The organism is Spongiimicrobium salis, assembly GCF_043678055.1.
GTDB classification, from domain to species: Bacteria; Bacteroidota; Bacteroidia; order Flavobacteriales; family Flavobacteriaceae; genus Spongiimicrobium; species Spongiimicrobium salis.
In genome coordinates, this window is the sequence record NZ_JBHEQA010000001.1 from 573,737 (window position 1) to 590,527 (window position 16,791).

Here is a 16,791-nt window from a genome sequence, read left to right on the forward strand (position 1 = left end):
ATTACTCCTTGGCCGCAATGGTCTCTATTTCGATCTTTGCGTTTCTCGCTAAGCCTTTAGCGGCAAAAGTAGTTCTTGCCGGTTTCTTTGTCATGTACTTGGAATATACCTCATTAAAAGCCGAGAAATCTTCCATAGTGCTCAATATCACTGTACATTTCACCACATTGTCCAAAGTCATACCGTGATGCTTCAATACGGCTTCTATATTTTTAATGACCTGTTCGGTTTCCGCTTTTATTCCTCCTTCAACCATCGTTCTCGTGGTTTGATCCATTCCGATCTGCCCGGCAAGAAAATACAGCTTGCCTACTTGCACAGCATCACTAAAGGGAGCATTTCTTTTTTTTACTTCATGGGATTCATGAAATGTAATTTTTGTTTTTTCCTGTGCTGTAGCCGGAATTAAAAAAAATATACTGAGGATGCCGAGAATGTAGAAGTGCTTTTTCATAGTATTGTCCGTATTAAATGTTGCTTTTTTAATTCGTATTCGCGAACTTTTTTTGTTGTGCAAAATTACCCTATTTTTATCAAAAATAAACCAAATGCACACCAAAGAAGAATTCTTTTCCCATATTGAGAAAGGATATACCACTAAAGGAGAGTTTATTACCATGGGCGCAGCCATGCTGGATGGAGAGGCTGTAGCCAATGCTCATGTGAAGATCCCCCTAAAAACCCTGAACCGGCACGGCTTGATTGCCGGAGCCACAGGAACGGGAAAAACAAAGACACTACAGGTCATTGCCGAAAATTTGTCGGACAAAGGCATTCCCGTACTATTGATGGACCTTAAAGGGGATTTAAGCGGTTTGGCGCAACCAAGTCCCGGACACCCTAAAATTGATGAACGCCATGAAAAGATTGGGTCTTTACCCTTTGAGGCAAAAAATTTCCCTATAGAAATTCTGTCGCTATCGGAGCAGGATGGCGTAAAATTACGGGCCACGGTCTCCGAATTTGGGCCTACGCTACTTTCCCGTATTTTGGACCTTACCGAAACGCAGACGGGAATTGTTGCGGTAATCTTTAAGTATTGCGATGATAATAAATTACCCCTATTGGACCTTAAGGACTTTAAAAAGGTACTGCAATATGCTACACAGGAAGGGAAAAAAGAATTTACCGAGAGTTATGGCCGGATTTCCACAAGTTCTACAGGATCTATATTGCGGAAAATTATAGAGTTGGAACAGCAGGGTGCCGACCTTTTCTTTGGGGAAAAGTCATTTGATGTAGACGACCTTACACGAGTGGATAACAAAGGAAGAGGCTATATTAACATCATACGCCTTACAGATATACAGGACAGGCCCAAGTTATTTTCAACGTTTATGTTGAGTCTTTTGGCAGAAATCTATGATAGTTTTCCAGAACAGGGAGATAGCGACCGGCCAGAATTGATACTCTTCATCGATGAAGCCCATTTGATTTTTAAAGAAGCATCCAAAGCATTACTAGATCAGATCGAAAGCATTGTGAAGTTAATTCGGTCTAAGGGTATTGGGCTGTATTTTGTAACACAGAACCCAACCGATGTTCCCAACGCAGTACTTTCCCAATTGGGATTAAAGGTACAACATGCGTTAAGAGCTTTCACGGCCAGAGATCGTAAAGCCATAAAATTAACGGCAGAAAATTATCCGGAATCGGCATTTTATGATACCAATGAGGTGCTGACTTCCTTGGGAATTGGAGAGGCCTTGATTTCCGCTTTGGATGAAAAAGGAAGGCCCACTCCTTTGGCAGCAACCTTACTACGGGCCCCCATGAGTCGCATGGATGTATTGACCGATCAGGAGCTGGAAGAAGTCATTGATGCCTCTAAATTGGTAAAAAAATATAGTGAGGTCATTGATCGCGAAAGCGCCTATGAAATGCTGAATGAAAAAATTGAAAAAGCAGAAATTCTTGCCGAAAAAGAAAAAGCCAAGCCAGCCGCGCGGAGAACTACGAGTAGACGCAGAACCAGCACACGTCAAAATCCTGTTGTAAAAGTATTGACTAGTGCCACGTTTATCCGGGGCGTATTGGGAATCTTAAAAAAGGTAATGCGTTAATTTTAACACACAGCGGTTCTCTTCTTATTTTTTGGGCGCTACCCCAATAGGTATTCCTTACGCATAGATGTTTTCATCAAGGGAAAACAAAAGGGTTGGAGAGTTCTTCAGTACGCTGCATCAAAAAACATATGGTCTAGCAAAATAAAAGTGATTCCCAAACGTATTTATTATAGGAAGGATTGCATTCATCAAAAAAATCATCACAACAATGCGTTCCCAAAAGACCAATCATCAAGTTAAAATCAATCAAAAAAACCAATGACCAAAAAGAACACACTCATCCTTAGTATTCTCATCAGCCTATTTTTTATACAATGTCAAAAGACTAGTACTGATTTTTTAATTACGGCAGATAGTGTTGGGAAATTAAAGCGCGATACCACTGTGAGCGATCTGGAAACTATATTTGTCACAGATTCCGTTGTCCGCGATACCAGTACCTCCAAACTACGCTCTAGTACAAAACGTATTCAGATCTACGAAAAAGGGGGACAACACTTATTGACCCTTACACCGAGTACAGATAGTATCCCTAAAATAGAGAACATCAGGATTATGGATTCCCGTTTTGTCACGGAAAAAGGAATAGGGTTCAGCAGCACTTTTAAAGAGATTAAAGACAATTACGATATAAAAAATACGATAACCACTATGAATAATGTGGTCATTTATCTTAAGGACAGCGATATGTACTTTACCATTTCCAAGGAGGAATTACCCACGAGTTTGCGTTATGCTGCGAGCTCCAATGTAGAAGCAGTTCAAATTCCTGACGAAGCCAAAGTGAAGTACTTCATGGTGGGTTGGTAAGCATAGTAGCGCTTATATCTGGGCGTACGGCATATTGGTATTAAATGCGTATTTTTAATACTGTCCAATTACCAGCTATGCCCGTACAAAACCAATTGCTTTGCTTTCCCAAAGAGGATGCCCAAAAGCGGCTTCTTCTCGGCAAGCCAGGAAGTCAAAATCTCCTGTGCATAGGAATCAATCCCCATACTGCCCATGGAAAAAAATTAGATCCTACTTCAAAAAATGTAGCAAAAATTGCCCAAAATCACGGATATGACGGCTGGTTTTTAATGAATTTATATCCTAAACGAACGGCCAAAGTAGCCCTCTTGGAAACTAGGGCCGATCTGCTTTTATTCCAAGAAAACCTAAGTTATATCCAAACTTTCCTTGAACATAACGATTTTAAAATCCGTACCATATGGTTGGCTTGGGGCAATGGAATTGCTTCAACCGAACATCCTTATTTGAGAGAGGCGGCTGAACAACTTTACCTGATTTCTACCCGACTTTCTTTTAACTTTGTTAGTATTGGCATCAATCATTCGGGGCATCCCACCCATCCTTCACCTCAAGCGTTAGCGCAGAAATTCCGAAAGGACTATACTAAGATTCGATTGATTCCATTTGATTTTAACCGGTATATTTTGGACATTGTCCGAACATAAAGCAAAGAAATACTACATTATGCCCAAAAAATATCAAATCCAGAAAAATCCTTTTGTTGTACCTACAACGGATGGGAAACTCATTGAAGAACATTTTGGTGGGGCCACCAATGGGGATACGCAATTGAGCCTAGCCCATTTGATTGCCCCTCCGGGCTGGAGCGAGCCTTTTCAAACCCCAGAGTTTGATGAATACACCTATATTATTCGCGGTAAAAAAGAATTTACGATCGAGGGGGAAAAAGTGACCCTAAGTGCTGGGCAATCTATTAAAATTGAAAAAAACACTCGCATTCGTTATGCCAATCCCTTTGAGGAAGCCTGTGAGTACATTGCCATATGTACGCCGGCCTTTTCCATGGAAAGTGTCCATCGCGAAGCAGAATGAACTTAAATTTTAGAAGGAGAATCTTAAACTGAAGAAACTTTTTTATTGAAGTACGAATACGTAATTTTGTCGGCTTATTCGGCAGCAATAAAAGTAGCCCAAATCATGAAAAAGACACTCCAAAAGTACCTCCCACTGCTCTACGGGCTATACCTTAAAATCTTGGTCATATTCGCAAGAAAAAAAGCGGCGAAGACAGCATATCATCTGTTCTGTACGCCTCGTAAGGGAAGAGTTCTGGAAGAACAACGATCTTTTTTGGATGGGGCCAAAGATCAGCGTTTGGCATTTAATCATCATAGCATACAAACCTATAAATGGTCTGGCGGAGAAAAAACCGTACTCTTAATGCATGGATGGGAGAGCAATAGTTTTCGTTGGTGGCGCTTAATCCCCAGACTTCAGGAAGAAGGATATACCATAATCGCCATGGATGCTCCCGGACATGGATATTCCTCGGGCACTTGTCTAAATTTGTTGGTCTATGCCAAATGCGCCCAAAAGGTAATTGAAACCTATAACCCTCAATATATCATTGGACATTCTATGGGAGGTATGACCTTGGTTTATCACCAATACAAATACCCTAATGCAGCCATTGAAAAAATAATTTCCTTGGGAGCACCATCAGAACTCCCGGAAATCATGGCACAGTTTAAACAAATTTTAAATTTGAATCAACGGGTAATGCAAGCTTTGGATGACTATTTTATGACACATTTTGGGTTTCACATCCAAGATTTTTCAACCTCCAAATACGCCAAGGAGCTCCATAAAAAGGGATTATTGATTCATGATGAATTGGATGCTATAGCCCCCGTTAGTTGTTCCGAGCGTGTACATGCCAATTGGAAAGACAGCACCTTGATCAAAACAAAGGGCTTGGGGCACTCTTTACATCAAGATGGTGTCAGAGACCGTATTATTGCTTTTTTAAAATCTTAAAAAGACGTAATTTTACGCCTTTAATCATAGTCCTCTATCAAGGGGAATGCACTATTAAAATCATTGAATCCTATGGCACAAGTTTCACCTTTTCATATCGCAATCCCTGTTCATAATCTGGCGGAATGTAGAACCTTTTACAGAGAAATCCTGAATTGTGAAGAAGGTAGGAGCAGTGATCATTGGGTGGATTTTAATTTGTTTGGGCATCAATTGGTAATTCATTATAAGCCCAAAAGCGAAGAAGCAGATTTGCATTCCAATCCTGTTGATGGACATAATGTTCCTGTACCCCACTATGGTGTTGTACTGCCTTGGGATACTTTTGAAGAATTCTCCAAGACCTTAAGGGCCAAAGGGATATCCTTTATTATTGAACCCTATATCCGTTTTGAAGGACAGGTTGGGGAACAAGCCACGATGTTTTTCTTAGATCCAGCAGGGAATGCCTTGGAATTTAAGGCTTTTAAGGATATGGATCAATTGTTTGCCAAATAAAAAATTCATTGTTGAAAGGAAATTGTTGTTGTTTTAAGCGTTTCCCCTTCCAATTCAATTTCTTTAGTAGTCAGCAGTGCCTGTAGGGTATCCAAATCTTTGCGCGCGCCGTCCTTCATATGCACCACAAATTCTATCTGTGTGCTGTCGCCCTTGACTTCTTCTTTTAGGAGTTCAATTTTTTCTATGGTAGTAGCCTTGGAGGCGCTTTCCAAAAATGATAAATCCTCAACAAAATCATGGTTAAACTCTGGATGACTTTGGCGCAATTTATACTGGTCCAAAGCGGCCTTTATTTTTTCCAATATCAAAAGCTCGCGTGCCTTGTCCATAGACATCTCCTTGGAGGCTTCCACTTCCATTTCCAATAGTAAATCCGTATTTTCTTTTGAGGATCTGTTGGCACAGGAAAACAAAATACCCATACACCCCAAGTATATCCAATGTTTAGTTTTCATGAGCTATTCGGAATTTAAGTTTAACTATTTTTCCTCTTCGGTATTCTGTCTTTAGCACCCTTAAGTTTTTAAGTCTTTGGGTGGGAGTCGTCAAGATATTGATAAAAGCTTTCTTCCGATGGCGTTCCACACCAAGCCGTCCGGGCAATACCTCAAAAATAATGGCATCATCTGCCAACAAATGTTCCAATTCCTCCCTCCTTTTTTTCCAATCCTTAACATTGGAATTGCCATAATAATGTAACATCAATGCATAATCGTCCGTACGTAAACGAATAGGCTCCAAAGTTTCCGAGCTTACTTCCCTGTAAATCGTATCGGTCTTATAATAAGGAGATTGGGCAATAAAACGGACGTGTTTTTTTGTTGTAGTATAGCTAAAACATCCTAGACTATCTGTTTTATGGTATGAGGGAGATTCTCCCTCCTTTAATACGATAATATCTATAGGCGCTCTGGTGATTGCTTGTCCGGTATCCATATCCTGGAAACAAAAGTGCAAATTCGTATTGGTATTGATAAAGGCGTAACCAAGGATTCCTATAAGCAGCATACCCCCTATATACATCATCCAATAGGTTTTTATCGTATTCTTAGGTCCTGAAAGCGCATGATGTTCTTGTCGGAAGGCGTGCCAGTTTTCAAAACCCACATAACGCGATAGTACATTTAAAATATCGATTCGCGGTAGTTTTTCAGCTTGGTTTTTCACATAACTATAGAACCATTTTTCACTCACGCTGGATTGCGTCTTATCCCTAAGATCCTCCTGAAATCGAGTAATATCTTCTCCCTTCCATTGGGAAATATCCTTGTGCGAACTCGCATGCGTTTTTAAAAACACCGTATTCACTTGCTTTAAAAGCAATTGAAACAATTGAATATCCTTAGAAACTTCCTTCAATTAATTATTTGATTATAAGATAGTTACATTTTTCAAGTATAATACAATCCTTTTACAAGGGTTTTACAACAGTATTTCTGCATTCCCTTTTAGGTTTGAAACATCAATTTAAATAAATCCTTATGAAATCAAACACTTTTATCGGTATCCTTTCCGTATTCCTTCTTTTAGGTTCTTGTTCCCAAAGTTCAAAATATGAACTAGAAAATGTCTCTTTGGAAAAAGTAGCGGAAAATCAAGACTACAATTCCATTGCAAGAGAATCTACCAGCGCGCCTGAAAGAACACAAGCTGATCTGCTTTCCAATCTCAAAATTATAAAAAATGCAAGCTGTCGTTTTAAAGTAGCGAATGTAGATAGTATTACGCAACTGATGCAAAGCCTCATTAAACGCCACAACGGTTATATTTCGGATATGCGTTTTCAACAAAACAGCCATAGCTTAGAAAACAGATGTACCATTCGTCTGCCCCAACAACACTTTGAATCGGTATTATTTGAATTGGCCAATTATGCAGAATTCATTGACTATAAAAATATCAATTCGGAAGATGTATCCGAAGAATATGTTGATCTGCAAGCGCGTTTAAATACAAAGTTAAGGGTGCAGGCGCGTTATGAAGACATTTTACGGAACAAGGCCCGCACGGTTGAAGAAATTTTACAAACGGAAGAGAAGTTGCGACGATTACAAGAAGAAATAGAGGCCGCGCAAGGAAGGTTACATTATCTGAGCAATAAGGTAGCCCTTAGTACCATTCAGGTGGACTTATATGAAACCGTGTCCCATGTAGACGAGCCCGAAACTTACATTCAGTCCTATGGATCTAAAATGAAGGAAAGTTTAGGTTTCGGTTGGAATCTGCTCAAAGGGATTCTTCTGGGTATTCTATATATCTGGCCTCTGTTGTTCATCTTAATTGCGGTTCTACTATCTTGGAGGTATCGCAGGAGAAAGTCCAAATCTATACCATCCTAGTTTTTTTAACTACAGATCCCATAGCGTACCGTATCTACCGTCGCTATGGGATATTTAAGCTATTGTTAATGCATCAGACCGTCAAGGTCAGGGCCTCTTCCAAATAGGGTATAAGTTGCTGTCCCAATTCCCTTGCCTTATCATGCGCTCCATCTGCAATGCAGCGTTCGATATTTTTAGCTAATTTATGTCCGTTCTCAAAACCAAAAACGCCTAAGGAGCCCGCGATAAAATGTGACTTGTCTTTAAGTACATCCATATTCTCCTCTTGCAAAGCTCTTTTGATTTCTTCAATATCCTCCGGAGTACGCTTATTAAAATGACGTTTGATAATAGCGACAAAATCATTCCCTTCTTGCTCGGTCAAATTCTTGATCAAGGTATCGAAATCATCAAAAACTATTGTACTGAGTTCCACATTGCTTTCCTCTTTTCCTTCCTTGACTTCAGTCGTTATAGCTTCCTTTTCAATCGCAATAGCTTCTTTTTTATTGGGATGTAAATGTTTAAAAGTGGTCCGTATCAACTCGTCTTCCGTATAGGGTTTGGCGATGTAATCGTCCATTCCAATACTGATACATTTTTCCTTTTCCCCCACTAAGGAGTGGGCCGAGCAGCCAACAATAGGCACTTTTAACTTCAATTCTTTACGTATCTTTTTGGTGGTGGTAAATCCATCCATGACCGGCATCTGCAAATCCATCAGAATAATATCATATGTGGTTTCCGCCAACATATCCAGTGCTATGGCGCCATTTTCGGCAATATCGATATCCGTACCCCAGCGTTTATAGTAATTCCTTGCCAGTAATTGATTGTGAATATTGTCTTCCACCAAAAGAATCTTATCTCCTTTAAATATTGGTTTTTCTTGTTTTTTGACCACCTTTGTAGTCCCAATTTCCGGCACCCCATTGGTAATGTCAAAAGTAATTTCAAATTTAAATTCCGATCCCTTATCCCGTTCGCTATCCACCGTTAACTTTCCGTTATGCAATCGCACTAACATGTCAACAATATTCAATCCTAAACCGGTTCCTCCATACAATCTGGTGGTAGAGGTCTCTGCTTGGGAAAAACGTTCAAAGATAATTTTCAATTTATCTTCGGGAATTCCAATACCGGTATCCTTGACCGAAAAAGAGATATTGGCCTTGCCTTCTTTTATTTCATAGGCCATTGCGCGTAATTCCACAAATCCTTTTTTGGTAAACTTTATGGCATTACTCACTAAATTTATCAAAATCTGTGTCAACCTTGTTTCATCACCCAAAACATAAGGCGGTATTTCATGATCTATACTGGAAATTAATTTTAGCCCTCTTTCTTTCGCTTGGGGACCCTGTAATTTTATGACATGATCCATTAATTTGTTCAAAGAAATGGATTTCATCTCCAATTTCAGATTTCCACTTTCCAATTTGGCCACATCCAATACATCATTGATAATAACTTTCAGGTTTTGCGACGATGTGGCAATGGTATCCAAATAATCCTTTTGCTCTTGGGTCAATACCGTCTTACTCAGCAAGTCATTAAACCCAATGATCGCATTGAGCGGGGTTCGAATTTCGTGACTCATATTGGAAAGGAATTCATCCTTCACTTTGGACAATTTCTCAGTTTCCAATTTCTCTCTCCTTAAGGTGATAAGATTCATGATGGTTTTGGAAATCAATTCCATGACCTGTTGTTGATCTTCCGTTAGTTCTCTCGGGCTGCTATCTATCGCACAAAAAGATCCAAGGGCTGCACCATACTCATCGATCAACGGAGTACCTGCATAAAATCTTGTTTTATCCCCGTCAGTGACCAAAGGGCTATCCTTAAAGCGATCATCTTCCAAGGCATCATTGACTACAAAAGTATCTTCGCCCATGATGGTATATTGGCAAAAAGAAATATCCCGATCTGTTTCAATAGTATCTGTACCTAATCGTGATTTAAACCATTGTCGGTCTTCATCTACAAAGGAAAGCAAACAAATAGGGACATCTAAAATTCGGGCTGCAAGTTTCGTTAGGTCGTCGAACATTGCTTCTTCTTTAGAATCTAAAATGGAGTAATGCCGCAATCGTTCTAAGCGGAGTTCTTCATTTTCAGGCATAGGTAGGTTAGAGTTCATAATGGTCTTTTGTTTCAGCTTTTAACGGCTTAAGAATCAAAATATTGCATTTTTTCGAATAAAAAGTAGGTTTTAGATTACATTAATAATTCCAATTACGCATAAAATAGATTTTTGCAAAAAAAGAAGCCCAAGGGATATCCCTTGGGCTTTCATCAAATTTTATGAGTGCTGTATTACCTCTTCTTCATCTCAAAGTCGACCACCACATTAATTTCCTTAGCTATTTTATTGCTTACTACTTTAGGAATATCAATCGCAAAATCTTGCGGCTTTGTTCTAAAACTTGTCGTAAAAGAAATCACATCACCACTTTTAGACACTTTTGCTGTAGTATTGATTTCTTTGGTTTTACCATGCAAGGTTAAACTCCCTTTTAAAGGATATTCTTTTGCCGAACTTGATAGATCCCCTGCGGAAAAACCTTCCAATTTTCCTTTAAAAGTGGCTTTTGGATATTCTTCGGACTCCATGTAATTCTCATTAAAATGCTCTTCCATCAGTGCTACTTTAAATCTAAATCCACGCATTAAGGCCAAGGCTGCAATATCGCCGTTTGCCGTATTTAATATCCCGGTAACATTCTCATTTTTTGCTTTCACCTCTTCAAAAGAGGCTACCGAAGCCTCAAAATCTATAGCTCCATTTTTTGTAATATACTTGTCCTGGGCAAAGGATAGGCTAAAACCTAAAAGGAATATCCCTACTGTAAAAATTGTACTCTTCTTCATTTTTTTTGTTTTTTGTTTATTTCTTATTCGGCAAATCCATCTTCTACCCATCGGTCAAACAATTCACGAGTGGCAACCGGCAGTAGACCAGAAGGTGGCATTGGCGCTGTATTACTATTTATTCTACCTATCAAACCTCTATTTTCAATAGCCGAACGTACATTTTCCAACGTCACTAACGGAATTGGCGCTCCATTTTGAGGAGGATCTGAATGGCACTCATTGCAAATACCTTGTGTAATAGGTTGTATATTAGCTTCAAAAGTAATAATTCCCTCTACGGGCGGGTCTATAAGATCCTCTTCGTTAACACTGGTACAGGAAACCAGAGCGATCAATATACTTCCCATAATCATTAGTTTTGTGTTTATTTTCATAGCATCTTGCAGTTTTATGTTCTTTAAGTCGTTAAAAATTCAAAAAGCAAACACAAAACTTTAGATTCGTGCTTTTTACAGTTTCTTCTGAAAATCGATTCTCCATTACCTTATCCCTATTTGCTTTATTCTTCTATTACAAACTGGGGATTTCCCGAATTATTTTGCTGCTTTTTATTTTATTTGAATCTCGTTTAAGGGATCAAGAAAAATTCTACGATTATTTTTCTTCCCTAATTTATACATTTCTTGCTCTTTTTAGCCATACATTCCATATTTTTAGTCTTGAAATATCTTCTTCCTGATTGTTTGTCCGAAATATTTATACAAAAAATAGTAGGGATGAAAGATTGGGAACGACTTAAGTTAAAATAAATACCAATACTAATTCTTCAGGAGCTATAGGTTCCATAAAAAATGATTTTATGAAAAAAAAGATTTTGATTCTCTTGGCAATCGTCATCGTAGCTGCTATAGGCGTCTATAAATACGCCTATCAGGAACACCGGAATATAGAAACCGAAAAAGCGGCATTTGTCACTACAGCATCGGAAATGATTGCAGCTTTTCAAGAAGATGCGGAAGCGGCATCGGCCAAATATACCAATCAGACCATTGAGGTTTCTGGTTCAGTGACATCACAAGAGGAGAACAATATCACCATTGACAATACTATCTTTGCCCAATTTACGGACACGGCAGTTAAAGCAGAAGGAGCGATTACCTTTAAAGGACGCTGTTTAGGGTATGATGAATTGCTCGAGGAGATTAAATTTGATCAATGTACACTTATAAAATAATATCAAGAATAATGAAGAAATTAATACTTTTTGTATGTAGCGCAGCCCTTCCTTTCCTAAGCTATGCCCAGGATGACTTATTGGATGAATTGGAAGCGGAAGTGGAAACGTCCCAAGAAGGAAACTATGCGGATTCTGCTTTTAAAGGGCTAAAAATTGTCAACTTTGAATCGACCAAATTGGCCGCCAAAGGAGATTTTTATTTTGTAGTCTCACACCGTTTTGGCAGTGTTCAAAATGGTATCGACGATTTTTTTGGTTTGGATAATGCCGTGACCAAATTGTCTTTCTTGTGGGGAATCAGTGATGCCTTCAATGTAGGTATTGCGCGTAGTTCTTTTGAAAAAACCTACGGTGCCCATGTAAAGTATAGAATTATCCGCCAAAAGGAAAAAGGCTTTCCTTTTACTATTGTTGGATTTAATATTGTGACGGCCAATACAGAATTGGAAAGTGATCTATTGCCGCGATTGGAATTTCAAAATCGGTTATCCTATACCTCCCAATTCCTGATTTCCAGAAAATTCAATAAAAACTTCTCTTTACAATTGGCCCCGTCCTTGGTCCATGAGAACTTTGTGAGTTTTGTAGATCAAGATAATACGCAATTTGTATTGGGTATTGGAGGGAGACATAAACTCAATAAACGATGGAGTATTAATGCAGATTACGCCTATCATTTTAATCGTGCGGACAATTCCCCATTTAGAAATGCCTTATCCATTGGATTCGATTTGGAAACCGGAGGACACGTATTCCAATTGCATTTTACCAATGCCCAACCCATGTTTGAAGATGGTTTCCTCGCCAATGCCGCTGGAGATTGGACCGAAGGCATTTTCTTTTTTGGCTTTAACCTAAGTAGGGTATTTTAAATCCTTTGAGATTTTTTAAAAGGAGGAACATAAAAAACCAATTTTACAAAAGTGTTATCTCCATACCATCTTTTGATTGTATGGATTTGTTGTAATGCCTATAAAATTAAAAAATTGTTGTATGAAATTGTATCCTATCATTTTTGGAATCTTGTTATTCTTGGGGAATGGAATGCTTCTGGCGCAAGCGCCGGCCCACGCTTCCACGAAGGAACGTACTTTCCCTGATTATTTGTCCAAAAACGAATTCAATATTGCCCAGTTGTATAAAAAAGTAATTCCTAGTGTCGTTACTATTTATACCACCAGTGATTCCTATACCCAAAAAGGACCTAGCAAGAATCAAGGCTTGGGATCTGGTGTACTCATCTCCCATGACTGCCATATTTTAACGGCTGCCCATGTAGTAGATGGTTCTACAAAAATAGAAGTGAAGACTTATGATGGAAAAAGGCGGAGCGCCACGGTACTTTTCAGTGAGAAATCGGCTGATATTGCCCTACTGCGTTTGGATGAACCCGATACTTCCTTGGTCCATGCCACTTTAGGAGATTCCGATGTAATGGCTGTTGGGCAAAACATCTATGCCATAGGGAGCCCTTATGGCATGGAAAATTCCTTCTCTGCCGGAATTGTTTCTGCCTTTAGAGGCTTTAATAAAGTATATGACGGTACGGTCAGTATTGAATTCATACAGACCGATGCGGCAATTAATTCCGGGAACAGTGGCGGCCCCCTCTTCAATTCCAAAGGGGAAGTCATTGGAATTGCCTCCAGTATCCTAACGGTCAGTGGCGGGTTTCAAGGTATTGGAATGGCAGTCACCATAAACACCGCCAAAGACCTCTTATCTTTTGAAGATCGTCCTTGGATCGGTATCGATGGTATTTTGCTACGAAAAGAAGAATTCACTCAAGTCTTCAATTTAAACATCCCTGGTGGCTTGTTGATCCAAAAAGTAGCTAAGGGAAGTCCGGCCAGTAAAGCGGGTTTACGCGGAGGCACCATTACTGCAAATGTTCTTGGACGCTCCTTATTATTAGGAGGCGATATCATCTTGGAAATAGGAAAGCAAGAGGCTTGTCATGTGGCCTGCTTGGAAGGAGCTAAACAACACCTAAAAGATAAAAATACCATAAACATAAGATACCTTCGGGAAGGCATAGAACGTATCGCAGTAGTAGATGTTTCTGAAACCAGAAGAAACTTCCTGTCTAAAAATTAAGTGATTTCTGAGAAGCTTTTGGTTTTACATTGGAAATTGAATGTTAATGCTAACGAGTTCCTTCTCGATACATTTTTTGATACGTAATACGCATCAAAAACACTCGAAGTGACCATTGAAACCTCATCGCTAAAAAATCGGCAACAACATGAATAAAAAGCCTCTCGATCAAATCTGCTGACAGACAGGTGTACTCGAGGAGACATTATCTAGGTTAATTCATGGAATCAACGCTGCTCAAGTAGCTTTTTCAATCTGATACTTTTGAGAAAATACGGATCGTGAACAATGTCTGGTCGAGCGCAGTCGAGACCTACTCCACTACAACCATGGGCATAAAGCCCTCCATTTCCACTTTTTTCACAAAAAAACCAAAAGTCCCACACAATGCAACATCCGTGATATCCATGCATCATCGCTTTAGCTATCTTTAAGGCACATTTTAAAATTCTATACTTTTACAGCACTATGAACACGAAAAGCATGATTCGCACTACGCTTCTTTTTCTATTCACTATGACCTTGACCCAAGCACAATCTTTAGGAATTTTTGAAAATAGCCAAGACGTTGGCCAAGTAAAACATCCTGGAAGCACCCATTATGATGCTTCTTCCCAATCCTATACCTTAACGGGTTCGGGAACCAATATATGGGGAACACAAGACGAATTTCAATACGTATGGAAATCCATTCAGGGCGATTTTATCCTGAGAGCGCAAATGGAATTTGTAGGGGAAGGTGTGGACCCCCACCGAAAAATCGGATGGGCCATCCGAAACAGTTTTCATACAGGTTCTCCCATGGCAGTAGGCACTGTGCATGGAGATGGTTTAACCTCTTTACAATACCGAAAAAAAGCCAATGGTGAGGTTACAGAAACCAAATCAACAGCTACGGCTCCAGATATCATACAATTGGAACGTAGGGGCAACACCTACATCATGAGCACTGCTAAATTTGGAGAGGCCTTTACCACAGTATCTACGGAACTCGACTTGCGAAATGAGGTCTTTGTGGGCCTATTTATCTGCGCTCATAACCCTGAAGTGACCGAAAAGGCGATCTTTAAGAATGTACGTATTGTAAAACCTGCGCCTGAAGATTTACAGCCTTATCGCGATTATTTGGGAAGCCGTTTGGAAATTATGGATGTAGCCACCGGAGAACGTAAAATATTGACGACTTCCGAACACAGTATCCAAGCCCCCAATTGGACCCCGGATGGAAAAACATTGATCTATAATTCTAATGGACTACTGTACAATTACGATCTGGAAACAGGAAAAATAACCATGTTAAATAGTGGTTTTGCCAACCGCAACAACAATGATCACGTATTGAATGCCAAGGGGACAAAAATTGCAATCAGTCATCACAATGATGACGATAATGGTGATTCGGCCATTTACTACCTCCCTATTACAGGGAGTGATTCCCCCATAAAGGTCACTAAAACGGGCGTAGGCGCATCCTATCTTCATGGTTGGTCTCCCGATGAAAAAAAGATGCTGTTTACGGGGAATCGCAAAGGGCAATATGACATCTACGAATTGGATGTCGCCAGCGGAAAAGAAAAGCAACTAACAAATACCAAGACCCTTGATGATGGTTCGGAATACTCCCCGGATGGAAAATACATTTATTTTAACTCCAATCGCACGGGCACTATGCAGGCATGGCGGATGAAAGCAGATGGTAGTGAACAAACCCAATTGACCTTTGATGAACTCAACGATTGGTTTCCGCATGTGTCCCCAGATGAAAAGAAGATCGTATTGATATCCTTTCCAAAGGAAGTACCTTCTGGAGATCATCCCTTCTACAAGCATTGTGTTTTACGGATCATGCCCTTAGCAGGAGGTACTCCAAAAATTATTGCCCATGTCTATGGTGGCCAGGGAACCATCAATGTTCCCAGTTGGTCTCCCGATAGCAAGTATATTGCCTTTGTTACCAATTCTGGGGAGTAAAAAATAGGTTTAAGATAACCATAAAAAAAATCCGTTATGTTTTGCATAACGGATTTTTTCTTTGTTATCCTTTTGATCTATGCCGTTCCCTAGCCAATAAGGTATTTTTCAATAACATGGCAATGGTCATGGGGCCTACTCCACCAGGTACTGGAGTAATAAAGGATGCCTTTTTGCTTACATTTTCAAAATCCACATCCCCAGTAATATAATATCCTTTTTCCTTGGTCTCATCCGGAACGCGGGTGATTCCTACATCAATGATCACAGCGCCCTCTTTAACCATATGGGCTTTTACAAATTGTGGTATTCCCAAAGCTGAAATAACGATATCTGCATTGGCAATAATCTCTTCAATATTTTTGGTCCTACTATGGGCTTGGGTCACTGTACAGTTTCCTGGCCAACCTTTACGTCCCATTAAAATGCTCATGGGCCTTCCAACAATATGACTTCTTCCAATGACTACAGTGCGTTTTCCCTGGGTCTCAATATTATAGCGTTCCAATAATTCCAATATTCCAAAGGGAGTTGCTGGAATAAAGGTACTCATGTCCAAAGCCATTTTCCCGAAATTGGTTGGGTGAAAACCATCGACATCCTTATCCGGATCAATGGCCATAATAACTTTCTGGGTATCTATTTGATCTGGCAGGGGCAATTGCACGATAAAACCATCGATATCTTCATCTTTATTGAGTTCCTCGATTTTTTTAAGGAGTTCCACTTCACTGGTGGTGCTGGGCAATTGCACCAAGGTAGATTCAAAACCAATACGTTTACACGAACGCACCTTGCTTCCAACATACGTTAAACTTGCCCCATCGTTTCCTACGATTACAGCAGCTAAATGAGGTACTTTTTCCCCCCGCTCCTTCATTTTTACTACTTCCGCAGCAATTTCTTCTTTAATCTGATTGGATATTTTTTTTCCGTCTAATAACTCCATATGCTTGTTTAGGATTGATCTCTGCTTATTTGTGGTTTT

Annotated in this window: 18 protein-coding genes; 11 read left to right on the top strand and 7 right to left on the bottom strand. The window is 39.6% G+C overall.

Going from position 1 to position 16,791, the window contains the following annotated elements; all coding sequences use genetic code 11:
- Position 1 precedes the first annotated feature (1 nt).
- Positions 2–454 (bottom strand): RidA family protein, encoded by a 453-nt coding sequence (locus tag ACEXOE_RS02605; protein ID WP_394747170.1) that lies wholly within the window; start codon positions 452–454, stop codon positions 2–4.
- A 94-nt stretch (positions 455–548) separates the two neighbouring features.
- On the opposite strand from ACEXOE_RS02605, the gene ACEXOE_RS02610 reads away from it, so the two are divergent.
- The 6 genes from ACEXOE_RS02610 (at position 549) to ACEXOE_RS02635 (ending at position 5,357) form a co-directional block, all read left to right on the top strand.
- Complete coding sequence (locus ACEXOE_RS02610) at positions 549–2,063, top strand: helicase HerA-like domain-containing protein (protein WP_394747171.1); 1,515 nt, start codon at positions 549–551, stop codon at positions 2,061–2,063.
- 261 nt (positions 2,064–2,324) lie between these two features.
- Positions 2,325–2,876: a hypothetical protein gene (locus ACEXOE_RS02615; RefSeq protein ID WP_394747172.1), complete on the top strand. Its 552-nt coding sequence runs from the start codon at positions 2,325–2,327 to the stop codon at positions 2,874–2,876.
- A gap of 77 nt (positions 2,877–2,953) precedes the next feature.
- On the top strand, positions 2,954–3,526 hold the full coding sequence (locus ACEXOE_RS02620; RefSeq protein WP_394747173.1) for a DUF1643 domain-containing protein: 573 nt from the start codon (positions 2,954–2,956) through the stop codon (positions 3,524–3,526).
- A 19-nt stretch (positions 3,527–3,545) separates the two neighbouring features.
- The gene (locus ACEXOE_RS02625) at positions 3,546–3,914 is read left to right on the top strand and encodes a cupin domain-containing protein (protein WP_394747174.1); all 369 of its coding nucleotides are present in this window, start codon (positions 3,546–3,548) and stop codon (positions 3,912–3,914) included.
- A gap of 105 nt (positions 3,915–4,019) precedes the next feature.
- Positions 4,020–4,859, top strand: coding sequence for an alpha/beta fold hydrolase (locus ACEXOE_RS02630; RefSeq protein ID WP_394747175.1), 840 nt, complete (start codon positions 4,020–4,022; stop codon positions 4,857–4,859).
- 72 nt (positions 4,860–4,931) lie between these two features.
- Positions 4,932–5,357, top strand: coding sequence for a VOC family protein (locus ACEXOE_RS02635; protein WP_394747176.1), 426 nt, complete (start codon positions 4,932–4,934; stop codon positions 5,355–5,357).
- 5 nt (positions 5,358–5,362) lie between these two features.
- On the opposite strand, the gene ACEXOE_RS02640 is transcribed toward ACEXOE_RS02635, so the two are convergent.
- A complete protein-coding gene (locus ACEXOE_RS02640) occupies positions 5,363–5,815 on the bottom strand; it encodes a hypothetical protein (RefSeq protein ID WP_394747177.1) in 453 nt (150 codons plus the stop codon).
- Complete coding sequence (locus ACEXOE_RS02645; protein WP_394747178.1) at positions 5,805–6,719, bottom strand: hypothetical protein; 915 nt, start codon at positions 6,717–6,719, stop codon at positions 5,805–5,807. The genes ACEXOE_RS02640 and ACEXOE_RS02645 overlap by 11 nt, the downstream gene beginning before the upstream one ends.
- A 122-nt stretch (positions 6,720–6,841) precedes the next feature.
- Between ACEXOE_RS02645 and ACEXOE_RS02650 the strand changes: the two genes are divergently transcribed.
- Positions 6,842–7,699, top strand: coding sequence for a DUF4349 domain-containing protein (locus tag ACEXOE_RS02650; RefSeq protein WP_394747179.1), 858 nt, complete (start codon positions 6,842–6,844; stop codon positions 7,697–7,699).
- Positions 7,700–7,772: 73 nt separating this feature from the next.
- Here ACEXOE_RS02650 and ACEXOE_RS02655 read toward each other — a convergent pair whose 3' ends face one another.
- From ACEXOE_RS02655 to ACEXOE_RS02665, 3 genes are all read right to left on the bottom strand, one after another.
- Entirely contained in the window at positions 7,773–9,824 is a 2,052-nt protein-coding gene (locus ACEXOE_RS02655) for a GAF domain-containing hybrid sensor histidine kinase/response regulator (protein WP_394747180.1), read from the bottom strand.
- 176 nt (positions 9,825–10,000) lie between these two features.
- Positions 10,001–10,555 (bottom strand): YceI family protein, encoded by a 555-nt coding sequence (locus ACEXOE_RS02660; RefSeq protein WP_394747181.1) that lies wholly within the window; start codon positions 10,553–10,555, stop codon positions 10,001–10,003.
- A gap of 23 nt (positions 10,556–10,578) precedes the next feature.
- Positions 10,579–10,932 (bottom strand): hypothetical protein, encoded by a 354-nt coding sequence (locus tag ACEXOE_RS02665; protein ID WP_394747182.1) that lies wholly within the window; start codon positions 10,930–10,932, stop codon positions 10,579–10,581.
- Positions 10,933–11,357: 425 nt separating this feature from the next.
- Between ACEXOE_RS02665 and ACEXOE_RS02670 the strand changes: the two genes are divergently transcribed.
- The 4 genes from ACEXOE_RS02670 (at position 11,358) to ACEXOE_RS02685 (ending at position 15,803) form a co-directional block, all read left to right on the top strand.
- Complete coding sequence (locus ACEXOE_RS02670; RefSeq protein ID WP_394747183.1) at positions 11,358–11,732, top strand: OB-fold protein; 375 nt, start codon at positions 11,358–11,360, stop codon at positions 11,730–11,732.
- 11 nt (positions 11,733–11,743) lie between these two features.
- Entirely contained in the window at positions 11,744–12,607 is an 864-nt protein-coding gene (locus ACEXOE_RS02675) for a DUF5777 family beta-barrel protein (protein ID WP_394747184.1), read from the top strand.
- Positions 12,608–12,728: 121 nt separating this feature from the next.
- Positions 12,729–13,832, top strand: coding sequence for a S1C family serine protease (locus ACEXOE_RS02680; protein ID WP_394747185.1), 1,104 nt, complete (start codon positions 12,729–12,731; stop codon positions 13,830–13,832).
- A gap of 468 nt (positions 13,833–14,300) precedes the next feature.
- Positions 14,301–15,803 carry a TolB family protein gene (locus ACEXOE_RS02685; RefSeq protein WP_394747186.1) on the top strand — a complete coding sequence of 501 codons (1,503 nt, stop codon included), beginning with the start codon at positions 14,301–14,303 and terminating at the stop codon, positions 15,801–15,803.
- A 64-nt stretch (positions 15,804–15,867) separates the two neighbouring features.
- On the opposite strand, the gene ACEXOE_RS02690 is transcribed toward ACEXOE_RS02685, so the two are convergent.
- Positions 15,868–16,752, bottom strand: a complete 885-nt coding sequence (locus ACEXOE_RS02690) for a bifunctional 5,10-methylenetetrahydrofolate dehydrogenase/5,10-methenyltetrahydrofolate cyclohydrolase (protein WP_394747187.1) — start codon at positions 16,750–16,752, stop codon at positions 15,868–15,870.
- Between the last annotated feature and the right edge of the window lie 39 nt (positions 16,753–16,791).